Source organism: Baekduia alba, assembly GCF_028416635.1.
Taxonomy (GTDB): Bacteria; Actinomycetota; Thermoleophilia; order Solirubrobacterales; family Solirubrobacteraceae; genus Baekduia; species Baekduia alba.
On sequence record NZ_CP114013.1, the window covers coordinates 3694710 to 3708821 of the forward strand.

A 14112-nucleotide genomic window follows, 5' to 3' on the forward strand; every position below is an offset into this window, starting at 1 on the left:
CGCGGTCATGCTGATGATGATGGGGTACCCACCGGGCTCCGATAGAGCCCGTGCTGTGCGATGTACTCGGCGACCCTGTCGGGCACCAGGTACCGGATCGGGCGTCCTGCGGCCACCCGCCGCCGGACGAGCGAGGACGAGATGTCCATGCGAGGCAGGTCGAAGAAGTCGACCCGTTCGACGGCGCCGGGGATCGTCGCCAGCCGTTCCAGGATATCGGCCCGCCGCGCGCCCTCGCGCTCGGCGACCGCCAGGCGCGCCAGACCCACGACCTCCGCGGGCTCACGCCACGTCGGGAGGCTCGAGGCCATGTCGCCTCCGACGATGAACGTCAGCTCCGCTCCCGGGCACGTCGCATGCAGTGCGCGCAGCGTATCGGCCGTGTAGGACGGCCCGCCGCGGGCGACCTCGAGGTCGGACACGGCGAAGCGCTCGTCGCCCGCGGTCGCCAGCCGGCAGAGCTCCAGCCTGGCCTCCGGGCCCGGATCGCCGTCGACCTGCTTGTGCGGCGGCGTCGCGACCGGCATCAGCAGCACCTGGTCGAGCCCGAGCTGGTCCAGCGCCTCCTGCGCGGCCAGGAGGTGGGCCAGGTGCGGCGGGTTGAACGTGCCGCCCAGGATGCCCACGCGGCCCCAGGACTGGTCGTCTTGCGCAGCGCCGCGGCGGCGGCGGTCCGGCTCAGCGGACGTGCCCGGCTCCTCGCACGACGTACTTGAACGAGCACAGCTCGCGCAGGCCGATCGGCCCGCGGGCATGGAGCTTCTGCGTCGAGTTGCCGATCTCGGCGCCGAAGCCGAACTCGCCGCCGTCGGTGAAGCGCGTGGACGCGTTGACGTACACGCACGCGGCGTCGACGCCGAGCTCGAAGGCGCGGGCGCTCGCGTAGGACGACGTGACGATCGCCTCGGAGTGGCCCGAGCCGTGGCGGTTGACGTGGTCGATCGCCTCGTCGACCGAGTCGACGACGCCGATCGCGAGGACGAGCGCGAGGAACTCGGTGTCCCAGTCGGCATCGGTGGCCTCCAGCACGTCGGCGTCGAGCGCCTGGACGCGCGCGTCGCCGCGCAGCTCGACGCCCGCGTTGCGCAGCGCGCTGAGCGCGTCGGGCAGGAACGCGCCGGCGACGTCGCGGTGGACCAGCAGCGTCTCGGCCGCGTTGCACACGCCCGGGCGCTGGGTCTTGGCGTTGACGATGATGTCGCGCGCGCTGGCGAGGTCGGCGTCCGCGTCGACGTAGACGTGGCAGTTGCCCGACGCCGCGAAGATCATCGGGACGGTCGCGACGGCGGTCAGCGCCTGCTTCAGGCCCTCGCCGCCGCGCGGGATGATGAGGTCGACGTGCTCGTCCTGGGTGGCGAGCTCGGCCAGCTCCTCGCGGCCGCCGCCGGCGACCAGGCCGATCGCGCCCTCGGGCGCATGCTCGGCGGCGATCGCGGCGAGGATCGCGTTGGAGTGCGCGGCGCTCGAGGACCCGCGCAGGACGATCGCGTTGCCCGACTTCAGGCAGAGCGCCGCGGCGTCGATCGTGACGTTCGGCCGCGCCTCGTAGACCACGGCGACGACGCCGAGCGGCGTGCGCGTCTTGGCGACGTCGAGCCCGTTGGGCAGGCGGAAGCCGTCGATGACCTCGCCGACGGGATCGGGCAGCGCGGCGATGTCGCGCACCTGCGCGGCGATCGCGGCGACGCGGCCCGCGTCGAGCAGCAGCCGGTCGAGCAGCGCCGCGCTCAGGCCGGCCTCGCGCCCGGCCTCCAGGTCGCGCGCGTTGGCCTCGACGATGTCCGCGGTTCGGGCGACCAGCGCGTCGGCGATCGCGTGCAGCGCCGCGTCCTTCTCGCTGGTCGACAGCGTGGCCAGCCGTCGCGAGGCGGCGCGCGCGGCGCGGCAGATGTCGGTCACGGACGGGGTCGCGATGGCCATGCCGAAAATGGTACCGGGCGTTCTGCTGACCGCCGGCGGGTTCAGCCGGACGGGCATGGGTACCGCGGCCGCATGTCCAGGTCTGCCCGTCTGCTGTGCGCGTCGCTGCTCGGCGCGCTGTCCGTCGCCACGACCGCGGTCGCCGCGCCCGCGCCCGGAGGGCCGGGAGCCGACGACGGGTTCCAGGGCTCCGACAAGTCCGGGATCGTCACGTCGGACACCACCGACAGCAAGGTCTGGGCGACCGTCCAGGAAGACGGCGGCCTCGGCGAGGTCTTCTTCCCCGACCTCGCGACGCCGTCCTCGCGCGCGCTGCGCCTCGTGGTCGCCGACGCGCAGTCCGGCACGGTGAGCGCCGGGAACCTCACGACCCGGCAGGTCGACCCCAAGAGCCTGACCTTCGCCCAGACCGCGACCGACCCGGACGGGCGCTGGCGGCTGACCGCCACCTACGTGACCGACCCGTCGCGCGCGACCGTCCTGGCCGACGTGCGCTTCAGCGCCAAGGACAAGCGGCGCTACAGCGTCCACGCCCTGTACGAGCCGACGCTGGCCGACACGCGGACCGACGACACGGCGCGTAGCGCCGGGACCGATCTCGTCGCCACCGACGCCAAGAGCGGCGCCAGCGCGCTGACCGCCCAGCCGGCGTTCGCCAAGACCACCAACAACTACCGCGGGACCAGCGACGCCGACGTCGTCGGCAACGCCTATGACTCGGCCGGCCCCGGCGCCGTCGTCCAGGCCGGCCGGCTCGCGTTCAGCCGCGGCGGCCGCGCGACGCTCGCGCTGGCCTTCGCCGACGCCCCCGACGCCGCGCTCGCGACCGCCCGGGCCTCGCTCCAGCGCCCGTTCCTGTTCACGCTCGCGCGCTACGCCGCCGGCTGGCGCGACTACCTGCGCGGCCTCAAGCGCCCGCCGGCCTCGCTGCGCGGCGGCGACGAGCGCGACTTGTACACCACCTCGATCCTGGTCCTCGCGGCCTCCGAGGACAAGACGCACCGCGGCGCCTACGTCGCGTCGCCGTCGATGCCGTGGCGCTGGGGCAAGGAGGCGCCGTCCGGCCCCTACCACCTGGTCTGGTCGCGCGACCTGTACCAGATCGCCACGGGCCTGATCGCGGCCGGCGACAGCGCCGGCGCCAACCGCGCGCTGGACTGGCTGTTCACCACCCAGCAGAAGGCCGACGGCTCGTTCCCGCAGAACTCCAAGCCCGACGGCACGCCCGTCTGGACCGGCCTGCAGATGGACGAGGTCGCGTTCCCCATGGTCCTGGCCCACCAGCTCGGGCGCACCGACCCCGCGACCTGGTCGCACGTCAAGCGCGCCGCGGACTTCCTGTTGTCCTACCAGGACCCGGAGACCGGCAACGTCGCGCCGTGGTCGCCGATGGAGCGCTGGGAGAACCAGTCCGGCTTCTCCCCCGCGACGATCGCGTCGGAGATCGCCGGCCTGGTCTGCGCGGCGGAGATCGCCAAGGCCAACGGCGACGACGCCAGCGCCGCCAAGTACCTCGCGACCGCCGACGAGTGGCAGTCCAAGGTCAAGGCCTGGACGGTGACCACGACCGGCCCGTACTCGCCGCAGCCCTACTTCCTGCGGCTGACCAAGGACGGCGACCCGGACGCACCGACGACCTACTCGACCGGCGACGGCGGCCCGTCGGCCGCCGACCAGCGCACGGTCGTCGACCCGAGCTTCCTGGACCTCGTCCGCCTCGGCGTCCTGCCCGCCGACGACCCCGACATCATCAACTCGGAGAAGGTCGTGGACGAGCAGCTCGGCGTCCAGACCGCGCGCGGCTTCTTCTGGCACCGCGCCGCGTTCGACGGCTACGGCGAGTTCCGCGACGGCCGGCCGTGGGACTTCGGCCAGGAGCCGGACTCGCGCACGACGATCGGCCGCGCGTGGCCGCTGCTCAACGGCGAGCGCGGCGAGGCGCAGATCGCGACCGGCGACACGGCGGGCGCGACGACGCAGCTGCGCGCGATGACCAACGCCGCGGGCCCGGGCGGCATGCTGCCCGAGCAGGTGTGGGACCAGAACCCGCCGAGCGGCCAGCCGGGCTTCGAGCCCGGGACGCCGACGCTCTCGGCCACCCCGCTGGCCTGGACGCACGCGCAGTACCTGCGGCTGGCGTGGGACCTCGCCGACGGCGCGGTCTCCGAGCAGCCCGCGGTGGTCGCGGAGCGCTACGCCAAGACGAAGTAGTCGCGGTGCACGGCTTCCTCGGCGGCGCGGGGAAGGACTTCGCGCGCCGCGGAGGACTGCATGCCTTGGACGCGGCGCAGCTCGCCCGCGCTGAGGTTGGCGATGCCCTTGCCCAGCAGCCGGCCGCCGGCCGTGTCGCCGCGGACCTCGACGGCGTCGCCCGCGGCGAAGGACCCGACGACCTCGACGACGCCGACCGGCAGCAGCGACGTGCCGCCCTCGCGCAGCGCCCGCGCGGCGCCCGCGTCCACGACCACCGTGCCGTGCGCCGGCTTGGCGTAGCGCAGCCACAGCTTGAAGCTGGAGATCCCCAGGGCGCGCGCCGGGAAGTGCGTGCCCTCGTCGGTCGCGCCGCCCAGCACCGCGCCCAGCGCCTCGTGGCGCAGGCCGTTGACGATCGCCGCCGGGATCCCGGCCGCGGTCGCCATCTCGGCCGCCACGACCTTCGAGCGCATCCCGCCGGACCCGAGCGTCGAGGTCGAGTCCCCGATCGCGGCCTGGTCGTCGAGCGTGTCGAAGTCGGTGATCTCGCGCACGATCCGCGCGTCCGGGTCGGTGCGCGGGTCGCCGGTGTAGACGCCGTCGACGCCGGTCAGCAGCACCAGCTTGTCGGCCTCGACCAGGATCGCGACCTGCGCGGCGAGGAAGTCGTTGTCGCCGAAGGTGATCTCGTCGGTCGCGGTCGTGTCGTTCTCGTTGATGATCGGCACGACGCCCCAGTCCAGCAGCCGCCGCAGCGCCTGGCGCGCGTTGAGGTAGTGCGTGCGGTGGCTGAGGTCGAAGAACGTCAGCAGCACCTGCGCGGCGGTGACTTCGCGCGCGGCCAGCAGCTCGTCGTAGAAGCGGAAGAGCCGGCCTTGGCCGATCGCGCTGGCCGCCTGGAGGTCCTCGATCGCGTTCGGCCGCCCGGCGATGCCCATCGTGTCCAGCCCGCGGACGATCGCACCCGACGAGACCACGACGACTTCGTCGCCGGCACGGCGCCGGGCGGCGACCTCGTCGCAGATCGCGGCGAGGACGTCGGCACGCAGCGCGCCGTCGTCGGACGCGGTGATGCCGGAGCCGAGCTTGATGACGTGGCGGGCCATGGGACGGCGCGGAAGACTACGAGGGATCCAGCTCGAACACGACGCCGCCGATTTCGACTCGATATCGGCGCCACCTCACGACGGGTCCAACTCGAACGTCACGCCGCCGATTTCGACATCGTCTCCGGGCTCGAACCCATGGGCCTCCAACGCGCGGATGACGCCCATCCGGTGCAGGCGGCGCTCGACGTGCGCGAGCGCGTCGAGGTTCTCCATGTCGTGGCGGGCGATGAGGCGGTCGACCGAGTCGCCTTCGACGCGCCAGAGCCCCTCTTCGACCTGCTCGACCCTGAAGTCCTTGGCGTTGCGCCGGCCCGCCGCGGGGCGGAACGTGCGGTGCTCCTCGAGGTCGTCGGCGGCGTCGAGGCCCGGCGGCAGCTCGGCCTCCTCGAGCTTGGGCACGCGTCGCAGCAGCTCGGCCTTGAGCTCGTCCAGGCCCAGCCCGGTCGCGCTGGAGGTGATGAGCACCGGCGTGATCTCCGGCGTCGGCTCCCAGTCCTCGCGAGTGGGCAGCGCGGCGGCGAAGCGCTCGCGCCAGACCTCGGCGGTGACCTCGGCCTCCTCGGGCGAGACGAGGTCGGCCTTGGACAGCGCGAGGATGCGCGGCAGCGTCGTCAGGCGCTCGTCGTAGTCGGCCAGCTCGCGCTCGATCGTCGCGTAGTTGTCCTCCGGATCGCTGCCGTCCAGCGGCGCGAGGTCCAGGACGTGGACGAGCAGGCGCGTGCGCTCGACGTGCGCGAGGAAGTCGTGGCCGAGGCCGGCGCCGCCCGCGGCGCCCTCGATCAGGCCCGGGATGTCGGCGAGGACGAGCTGGCGGTCGTCGCCGTCCAGCGTGCCGAGCACCGGCTCCAGCGTCGTGAACGGGTAGTTGGCGACCTTCGGCGCGGCGCGCGTCATCCGGCCCAACATGGAGGACTTGCCGGCGTTGGGCAGGCCGACGAGGCCGACGTCGGCCAGCAGCTTGAGGCGCAGGTCCAGCCAGCCCTCCTGGCCGGCCAGCCCGCGCTCGGCGAAGCGCGGCGCCTGGCGCGTGGCGCCCGCGAACTTCTTGTTGCCCTTGCCGCCCGAGCCGCCCTTGGCGACCACGACGCGCGTGCCCGGGATCACGAGGTCGTGGACCTCGCCGGCCTCGTCGGTGACCTGCGTGCCCGGCGGGACGCGCACGACCAGCTCGTCGCCGTCGGCGCCGTGGCGCAGCGCGCCCTCGCCGTGACGGCCGCGATCGGCCTTGTAGTGGGCCTTCCGCTTGAAGCTCTGGAGGTCGCGGTAGGAGTCGTCGCAGAGCAGCACGACGTGGCCGCCGTGCCCGCCGTCCCCGCCATCGGGGCCGCCCTTGGGCACGTGGGCCTCACGGCGGAAGCTCATGCAGCCGTTCCCGCCGCCGCCCGCCTGGACGAAGATGCGCGCCTTGTCGTACAGCATGTGTGATGGAGAAGGTAGCCGGGAAGCCATCGCTGATGGCCGACGACCCCGTGTTCCTCATCACCGGCGCCAGCTCTGGGATCGGCGCCGCGACCGCCCGCGCGGCCGCCGCGGCCGGCCACCGGCTGGTCCTGGGCGCTCGCAGCGTCGACAGCCTGGCGGCGCTGGCCGCCGAGCTGGGCGGCGACGAGCGCGCGATCGCGGTCCCGACCGACGTCATCGAGTGGGCCGACAACGAGGCGCTCGTGGCCGCCGCGACCGAGCGCTTCGGGCGCCTGGACGTCGTCTTCGCCAACGCCGGCGTCGGCGCCAAGCGCGGTTGGCTGGAGGAGACGCCGGAGCACTGGCGCGGGATGGTCCTGACCAACGTGCTCGGCGCCGCCTACACGGTCCGGGCGGCGCTCCCGGCGTTGAAGGCGGCCCAGGGCCACGTCCTGCTGACCGGCTCGGTCGCGGGCCGGCGCGTCATCCCCGGGTCGCTGTACTCGGCGACGAAATGGGCGGTGACCGCGATGGCCGAGGCGATCCGCGGCGACCTCGACGGCACCGGCGTCCGGACCACGCTGATCTCGCCCGGCCAGGTCGACACGCCGTTCTTCGACGCGCGGTCCGACGGCCGGCTGGAGCCCGAGGACATCGCGCGCGCCGTGCTGTACGCGGTGTCCCAGCCGCCGCACGTCGACGTCAACGAGGTGCTCGTCCGGCCGACGGCCCAGTCGGGATGATCCCGCGCCATCGTGCCGGACGACCTGGCCGCGCGGTTGCGGGCGCTGCTCAGCGCGCCGTCATCGTCCTGAGCGCCGCGCTGAGGTCCTTGGCCGTCGGCGCCTGGGTCGGGTCGATGAGCATCTGGCCCATCAGCCCGATGAGCACGGCCTGGAGGAGCTGGCCGACCTGGACGTGGGCGGGGTCGGTGACCTCGACGTCGTCGGGCGTCCCGAACCACAGCCGCGACATCTCACGGTGCGCCATGCCCTGGACGGTCGCGAAGAACTCGCGGACCGCGTCGGCGTGGTCGACCTGCGAGACGCTCTCGAAGGTCGCGCTCCACAGCGGCCGGTAGGTCGCGTACTGCTCGAGGACGCGCGTGAACACGGCCTCGAAGCGCTCGTAGGGATCCGCCTCGGGCGGCCCGTCGCCCACCGCGGCGCCGACGGCCTCGCCGAAGTCCTCGGTCGCGCTCATCAGCGCGGCGTTGAGCAGGTTCTCCTTGGAGCCGTAGTGGTAGCCGATCGAGGCGAGGTTCGTGCCCGAGGCGGCCACGATGTCGCGCGCGGTCGTGCGGGCGTAGCCCTTCTCGTAGAGGCAGCGCTTCGCGCCGTCCAGCAGGTCCTCGCGGTGTCCCATCGGGGGGAGATCGTAGCCCACGAATCCATTCATACGTCCGTTCTATACAAGCGTATGAATCTTGTGTACGGTCCCCGGCCATGACCTCTCTCCCCCTCCGTTCCAAGTGGATCGGGCTCGGCGTCCTGCTGCTGGCCGTGTTGTTGGTGGCCATGGACGTGACCATCCTGTACTTCGCCGCGCCGTTCATCAGCGCCGACCTCGCGCCGTCGGGCACCCAGCAGCTGTGGATGCTCGACGTGTACGGGTTCGTCCTCGCCGGGCTGCTGATCACGATGGGCTCGCTGGCCGACCTGGTCGGCCGGCGGCGCGTGCTCGTCTGCGGCGCGGGCGCCTTCGGCCTGGCGAGCGCCGCCGCGGCGTTCGCGTCGACCCCGGACCAGCTCATCGCCTGCCGGGCGCTGATGGGCCTCGGCGGCGCGACGCTGATGCCGTCGTCGCTGGCGCTCCTGCGCAACCTGTTCCCCGACGACGCCGAGCGCCGCAAGGCGGTGGCGATCTGGACCGGCGTCGTCAGCGGCGGCTCCGCGCTCGGGCCACTGCTCGGCGGCCTGTTGCTGCAGCACTTCTCCTGGGGATCGGTGTTCCTGATCAACGTCCCCGTGATGGTCGCGCTGGTGGTCGCCGCGCCCCGGCTGCTGCCGGAGTCGCGCGACCCGAGCGGCGCGCGCCTGGACCCGATCAGCGCGCTGCTGTCGTTGGGCACCATGTTGCCGCTGGTCTTCGGGCTGCAGCGCGCGGCGGTCGACGGCCTGGGCCTGATCCCGGTGCTCGCGCTGGTCGTCGGCGTGGTCGGTGGCGTCGCGTTCGTCCGGCGCCAGCGAGCCCTGACCTCCCCCATGATCGAGTTGTCGCTGTTTCGCGACGCGCGCTTCAGCGGCGCGCTCGGGGTCAACCTGATGGCCATGCTCGGGCTCGTCGGGTTCGCGCTGTTCTCGACGCAGTACCTGCAGTCCGTGTTGGGGTTGTCGCCGCTGACGGCCGCGCTGTGGACGCTGCCGGCGCCGCTGTCGGTCGGCGTCGTCGCGCCGCTGGCGATGGTCGCGGCGCAGCGGGTGCGGCCGGCGGCGGTCGTCGCGGCGTGCTTCCTGTTGGCCCTGGTCGGCTTCCTGGTGCTGTTGCGCGTCCCGGCGCGGGACGGCCTGCCGGTGGCGCTGGCCGGCGTGGTGCTCACGACGATGGGCCTGGCGGGCGCGATGACGCTGCTGACCGACCTGATCCTCGGCGCGGCGCCGGCGGAGCGCGCGGGCGCGGCGTCAGCGGTGGCCGAGACCGGGCAGGAGCTGGGCGGCGCGATCGGCGTCGCGGTCCTCGGCAGCATCGGGACCGCCGTCTACCGCCACGACGTCGGGGGCGGCGTCCCCCACGCGGCGCACGAGACGCTGGGCGGCGCGGTCGAGGTGGCCCGCGCGCTGCCGGGCCGGTCGGGCGACGCGCTCCTGGACACCGCGCGCGTGGCGTTCACGCACGGCCTGCACGCGGCGGCGCTGGGCGCGAGCGTCGTCATGGCGTTCGCCGCGGCGGTGGCGTGGTTCACGTTGCGCACCGTGCCGCCGCACGCGACGGCAGACGTCGCCGACCCGGAGCGCGAGCTCGTCGCGGCCTAGAGACCCGCGTCGCGATCCATGTCGGGCAGTGTCCCTCCTGGGGACACTCGCCGCCACGGATCAGCGCTGCGCGGCGGCCGGCGGCTCGGCCGCCGCCAGCAGCGCGCGCATCTGCTCGCAGCAGGCGTCGCGGTCGTCGGGCGCGATCTGCATCCAGCGGAGGCCGCGGACGGCGCCCTCGAGCGCGAGGAAGGAGCTCAGGCAGTCCCGGGAGCCGGCCTCGTACAGGCGCAGCCAGGCGTCGCGCGCGCCGACCTCGCGCAGCGCGTCGCCGTCCTCGACGCCGATCGCACGGAGGTCGTGCGCGAGCGCAGGACCGATGTTGACCACGTCCTCCAGGCGGTCGGCCATGCCGGAAGCGTAGGGCTCCGGCGCCACGTGCGCCAGCGCGGTCGGTCAGGCGCGCTCGGCCTCGGCGGCCGCGAGCGCGGCGTCGCGCCCGCTGCGGGCCAGCACCGTGCCGCTGACGATCGCGCCGACCAGCGCGAAGCCCGCGCCGACGACGAACGCCCGCTGGAAGCCGTCGGTCAGCGCGACCTTCGGGCCCATGGCCCCGATGACGTCGTTGGTGCGCTGCGTCGCGACGGTCGCCAGCAGCGCCAGCCCGATCGAGCCGCCGACCTGGCGCGACGTGTTGACCAGGCCGGATGCCAGGCCCGCCTCCGGGCCCTTGACGCCCTGCGTCGCGGAGATCGTCACCGGGACGAACGAGAAGCCGATGCCGGCGGCCGTGACGACCGACGGGACGAGCACGTCGACCCAGTAGGTGCCGTCGGCCGAGATCTGCGACAGGCCGAGCATCCCGAACGCGATCAGGACCATCCCGAAGGTGAGCACCAGGCCCGGCCCGAACCGCCCGACGCCGCGGCTGGCGAGCTGCGAGCAGGCGACGATCGTGAGCGTCATCGGCAGGAACGACAGGCCGGCCTCGATCGGGTCGAAGCCGAGCACCTGCTGGAGGTACAGCGACAGGAAGTACCACATGGCGAACGCGCTGGCGCCCATGCAGAAGACGACGACGTTGGCGCCGGAGACCGGGCGCGACTTGAAGATCCGCAGCGGGACGAGCGGGTGCTTGGCCAGGCGGCCCTCGATCAGCGTGAAGGTGGCGAGCAGCGCGAGGCCGAGCGCGATGGTGACGAGCGTCCGCGACGAGCCCCAGCCGTGCGTGTCGGTCTCGACGATCCCGTAGGTCAGGACGACGAGGCCCGCGGTGACCGTGAGCGCGCCCATGAGGTCGAACGACTTGCGCGCCTCGGCGTCCCGGCGCCCGCGGGCGACGACGTGCAGCGCGGCGAGAGCCGCGATGATCCCGATCGGGACGTTGATCAGCAGGATCCAGCGCCACGAGAGCGTCTGGGTGAGGATGCCGCCGAGCAGCGCGCCCGTCGCGCCGCCGACACCGCCCATCGCGCCCCACAGGCCCAGCGCGCGGTTGCGCTCGCGGCCCTCGGTGAACGTGGTGGCGAGGATCGAGAGCGTCGCCGGCGCGACGACCGCACCGCCGAGCCCCTGCGCGGCACGAGCCGCGATCAGCGTCCCCGAGGACTGCGCGATGCCGCCCAGCAGCGACGCGAACGCGAACAGCAGCAGCCCACCGGCGAAGACCTCCCGCCGCCCGAGCAGATCCGCCGCACGCCCACCGAGCAGCAGGAAGCCGGCGAACGCCAACGTGTAGGCGTTGACCACCCACTGCAACCCCGTCGCGCTGAACCCGAGGTCCCCACGAATCGACGGCAGCGCGACGTTCACGATCGAGACATCGAGGATGACCATGAACTGCGCAAGGCAGCAGAGCACCAGGATCAGCGTCTTGTTGCGTGCGGCAGCTACGGCATCGGGGGAAGACATCAACCCCAATTGTTGCACACGCAACGGTTCACTAATTCGAGGGTGTCAGGGCACCGGGCGACCTGGCGCGTCGCCGCGCGGGCCGGGTCGGAGGCGCGGCGATCGAGGCGGCTTAACGACGCCGCGCCCCGAAGGGGCGCGGCGAACAAGGCTGATGGAGCGCGAGACGGCTAGGCCGCCGCGTCCTCCTCCGGCAGGATCGAGACGACGCGGCCGCGGCGGCCGGTCTTGAAGTCGACGGTGCCCGCGGCCTTCGCGAACAGCGTGTCGTCCTTGCCCATCCCGACGCCGTCGCCGGCCTTGAAGCGGGAGCCGCGCTGGCGCACGATGATCTCGCCGCCGGTCACGACCTGGCCGGCGAAGATCTTCACGCCCAGGAACTGGGGGTTCGAATCGCGGCCGTTCTTGGAGGAGCCGAGGCCCTTCTTATGTGCCATCTGCTCTCCCCTAACCCTTCGTGATCTTGGTCACCCGGATGCGCGTGAGCTCCTGGCGATGACCGGCGCGGCGGCGGTAGCCGCGCTTCGGCTTGAACTTGTTGACCCGCAGCTTGGGGCCGCGCAGGTGCTCGACGACCTCGGCGGCCACCGTCACCTTGCCCAGCTTGTCGCCGAACAGGGCTTCATCCCCCGCGAAGAGGAGGGGCTCGAGGTCGAGCTTGGCGCCGGCGTCGCCAGGCAGCCGCTCGACGAGGAGGGTCTGGCCCTCTTCGACGCGGTACTGCTTGCCACCGGTCTTGACGATCGCGTACATGGTTTCTGGTTACTCCGACGAAGTCGCTTCGGCCTTGACAGCCGAACGGCGCCGTCCGCCTCTGCGGCCGCGGCGCCGAGGCTTGGATTCTAGCGACTCGTCGCCCGAGGTGCCTTCCGCGGGCTCGTCGTCGCCGTCGAGCAGCGTCGCGACGGCCGCCGTGCGCCCCGCCTCCTCGATCCGGACGAGCTTCTTGGAGCCCACGAACCGGCCGCCGTTGACCACCGAGATGATGTAGCCGTCGATCTTCGCGACGGCGTCGTCGACCTCGTACATGTGGGGCTCGATGATGTTGACCAGCACCTCGTCGCCCTCCTTGAACGGGATCGCGCGCTCCTCGATGTCCTCGTTGGAGCCCTCCTGCGTGATCGCGAAGTGGTCCAGCGGGAGCCCCTCGGAGCCTTCGAAGTGGAAGATCTTCCCGGTCTCCTGCTCCAGCGCGTGCAGCACGCGCGCGCCCTCGCCGGTGAACTTGGCGCTCACCCGCGGGTTGACCTGGACCAGGAAGGCCTCGGTCCCGCGCTTGGCGCGCGCCGCGATCTCGCGCAGCTGGCGCTCGAACTCGATCGCGATCGTGTCCTCGGACTTGATGACGCCTTCGCCGTGGCACGTCGGGCACGGCCGGGACATGATCTCCCGGACGCCCTCGGTCACGTTCTGGCGCGTCATCTCGACCAGGCCGAGCTTGGAGATCTCGGCCGTGAACGTCTTGGTCCGGTCCTCGTCGAGCGCCTTGCGCAGCGTCTTCAGCACCGCCTCGCGGTTCTTGGCCCTCGCCATGTCGATGAAGTCGATGACGATGATCCCGCCGATGTCGCGCAGCCGCAGCTGGCGGACGACCTCGTCGGCCGCCTCCAGGTTCGTGCGCGTGATCGTGTCCTCCAGGCGCGCCTGCTTGCCGCGCCCGACGAACGAGCCGGAGTTGACGTCGATGACCGTCAGCGCCTCGGCGTAGTCGATCAGCAGGTAGCCGCCGGACGGCAGGTCCACCCGCTTGGACATCAGGCCGTCGATGACCTTCTCGACGTCCCACGCCTCGAACAGCGGCTTGGACTCCTGCCACAGCTCGACGCGGTCGACGAGCTCCGGCGCGGTGCGCGAGAAGAACGACACCAGCCGGTGGTGCTGCTGCTCGTCATCGACGATCGCCTTCTCGAAGTCCGCGCTGAAGATGTCGCGCACGACACGGACCGACAGGTCCGCCTCCTGGAAGACCATCGCGGGCGCCGTGGTGTCGGCGACGCGCTTCTCCAGCACCTCGTGCAGCTTGAACAGGTACTGGAGCTCGCGCTCGAAGTCCTGGCGCTTGGCGCCGTGGGCCGCGGTCCGGACGATCGCGCCGCCGCTGTGCAGGTCGAGGCCCTTGGCCTCGCGCCGCAGGCGGTCGCGCTCCTTGTCGTCGAGGCGCTTGGAGACGCCCACGCCCTCGCCGGTCGGCGTGTACACCATGTACCGCCCGGCGATCGTCAGGTCCATCGACAGGCGCGCGCCCTTGGTCTTCAAGGGGTCCTTGACGACCTGGACGACGACCTCCTGGCCCGGCTTGAGCAGCTCGCCGATCGACTTGCCCTTCGACCCGGCGCGGCCGCGGCGCGCAACCTCCACGCCGGGGATGACGATCTCGTCGACGTGCAGGAAGCCGTTCTTGTCGAGGCCGATGTCGACGAACGCGGCCTCCAGCCCGGGCAGGACGTTGTCGACCTTGCCCTTGTAGATGTTGCCGACGATCGAGCGGTTGCCGCGGCGCTCCAGATAGAGCTCCGCCACCCGCCATCCGTCGTTGTTCGGGCTCTTGGCCCGGGAAGAGCGGCTGCGGGTCGTGCCGCTGCTCTTGGCAGCGGCGGCCGGCGCTCCGGTGGCTTCCATCAGCGCCACGCGGGTTTCCCCGCGGTCCACGCTGACGAGCACTTGCT

At 72.6% G+C, this 14112-nt stretch carries 13 protein-coding genes; 3 read left to right on the plus strand and 10 right to left on the minus strand.

The window, feature by feature from the left end; translation table 11 throughout:
* Positions 1 to 5 precede the first annotated feature (5 nt).
* Together nadD and DSM104299_RS18615 are read right to left on the minus strand one after the other, a co-directional pair.
* On the minus strand, positions 6 to 626 hold the full coding sequence (gene nadD / locus DSM104299_RS18610; protein WP_272473141.1) for a nicotinate-nucleotide adenylyltransferase: 621 nt from the start codon (positions 624 to 626) through the stop codon (positions 6 to 8).
* 52 nt (positions 627 to 678) lie between these two features.
* Complete coding sequence (locus DSM104299_RS18615) at positions 679 to 1920, minus strand: glutamate-5-semialdehyde dehydrogenase (protein ID WP_272473142.1); 1242 nt, start codon at positions 1918 to 1920, stop codon at positions 679 to 681.
* Positions 1921 to 1992: 72 nt separating this feature from the next.
* Here DSM104299_RS18615 and DSM104299_RS18620 point away from each other — a divergent pair, with 72 nt between their 5' ends.
* On the plus strand, positions 1993 to 4131 hold the full coding sequence (locus tag DSM104299_RS18620; RefSeq protein WP_272473143.1) for a glycoside hydrolase family 15 protein: 2139 nt from the start codon (positions 1993 to 1995) through the stop codon (positions 4129 to 4131).
* On the opposite strand, the gene proB is transcribed toward DSM104299_RS18620, so the two are convergent.
* Both proB and obgE read right to left on the minus strand, forming a co-directional pair.
* Positions 4113 to 5219, minus strand: coding sequence for a glutamate 5-kinase (gene proB, locus DSM104299_RS18625; RefSeq protein ID WP_272473144.1), 1107 nt, complete (start codon positions 5217 to 5219; stop codon positions 4113 to 4115). The two genes, DSM104299_RS18620 and proB, sit on opposite strands and share 19 nt — an antisense overlap.
* Before the next feature lie 75 nt (positions 5220 to 5294).
* Complete coding sequence (obgE, locus tag DSM104299_RS18630; RefSeq protein ID WP_272473145.1) at positions 5295 to 6641, minus strand: GTPase ObgE; 1347 nt, start codon at positions 6639 to 6641, stop codon at positions 5295 to 5297.
* Between the two features lie 5 nt (positions 6642 to 6646).
* Here obgE and DSM104299_RS18635 point away from each other — a divergent pair, with 5 nt between their 5' ends.
* The gene (locus tag DSM104299_RS18635) at positions 6647 to 7366 is read left to right on the plus strand and encodes an SDR family oxidoreductase (RefSeq protein ID WP_272473146.1); all 720 of its coding nucleotides are present in this window, start codon (positions 6647 to 6649) and stop codon (positions 7364 to 7366) included.
* A 49-nt stretch (positions 7367 to 7415) separates the two neighbouring features.
* Here DSM104299_RS18635 and DSM104299_RS18640 read toward each other — a convergent pair whose 3' ends face one another.
* Positions 7416 to 7988, minus strand: a complete 573-nt coding sequence (locus DSM104299_RS18640; protein WP_272473147.1) for a TetR/AcrR family transcriptional regulator — start codon at positions 7986 to 7988, stop codon at positions 7416 to 7418.
* Between the two features lie 80 nt (positions 7989 to 8068).
* On the opposite strand from DSM104299_RS18640, the gene DSM104299_RS18645 reads away from it, so the two are divergent.
* Positions 8069 to 9595, plus strand: a complete 1527-nt coding sequence (locus DSM104299_RS18645) for an MFS transporter (protein ID WP_272473148.1) — start codon at positions 8069 to 8071, stop codon at positions 9593 to 9595.
* A gap of 60 nt (positions 9596 to 9655) precedes the next feature.
* Here DSM104299_RS18645 and DSM104299_RS18650 read toward each other — a convergent pair whose 3' ends face one another.
* The 5 genes from DSM104299_RS18650 to DSM104299_RS18670 form a co-directional block, all read right to left on the minus strand.
* Positions 9656 to 9946, minus strand: coding sequence for a TfoX/Sxy family DNA transformation protein (locus DSM104299_RS18650; protein ID WP_272473149.1), 291 nt, complete (start codon positions 9944 to 9946; stop codon positions 9656 to 9658).
* A gap of 45 nt (positions 9947 to 9991) precedes the next feature.
* Positions 9992 to 11446, minus strand: coding sequence for an MFS transporter (locus tag DSM104299_RS18655; protein WP_272473150.1), 1455 nt, complete (start codon positions 11444 to 11446; stop codon positions 9992 to 9994).
* 170 nt (positions 11447 to 11616) lie between these two features.
* Positions 11617 to 11883: a 50S ribosomal protein L27 gene (rpmA, locus tag DSM104299_RS18660; RefSeq protein ID WP_272473151.1), complete on the minus strand. Its 267-nt coding sequence runs from the start codon at positions 11881 to 11883 to the stop codon at positions 11617 to 11619.
* Between the two features lie 10 nt (positions 11884 to 11893).
* Positions 11894 to 12199 (minus strand): 50S ribosomal protein L21, encoded by a 306-nt coding sequence (gene rplU, locus DSM104299_RS18665; RefSeq protein WP_028072820.1) that lies wholly within the window; start codon positions 12197 to 12199, stop codon positions 11894 to 11896.
* 9 nt (positions 12200 to 12208) lie between these two features.
* Complete coding sequence (locus DSM104299_RS18670) at positions 12209 to 14065, minus strand: Rne/Rng family ribonuclease (RefSeq protein ID WP_272473152.1); 1857 nt, start codon at positions 14063 to 14065, stop codon at positions 12209 to 12211.
* Between the last annotated feature and the right edge of the window lie 47 nt (positions 14066 to 14112).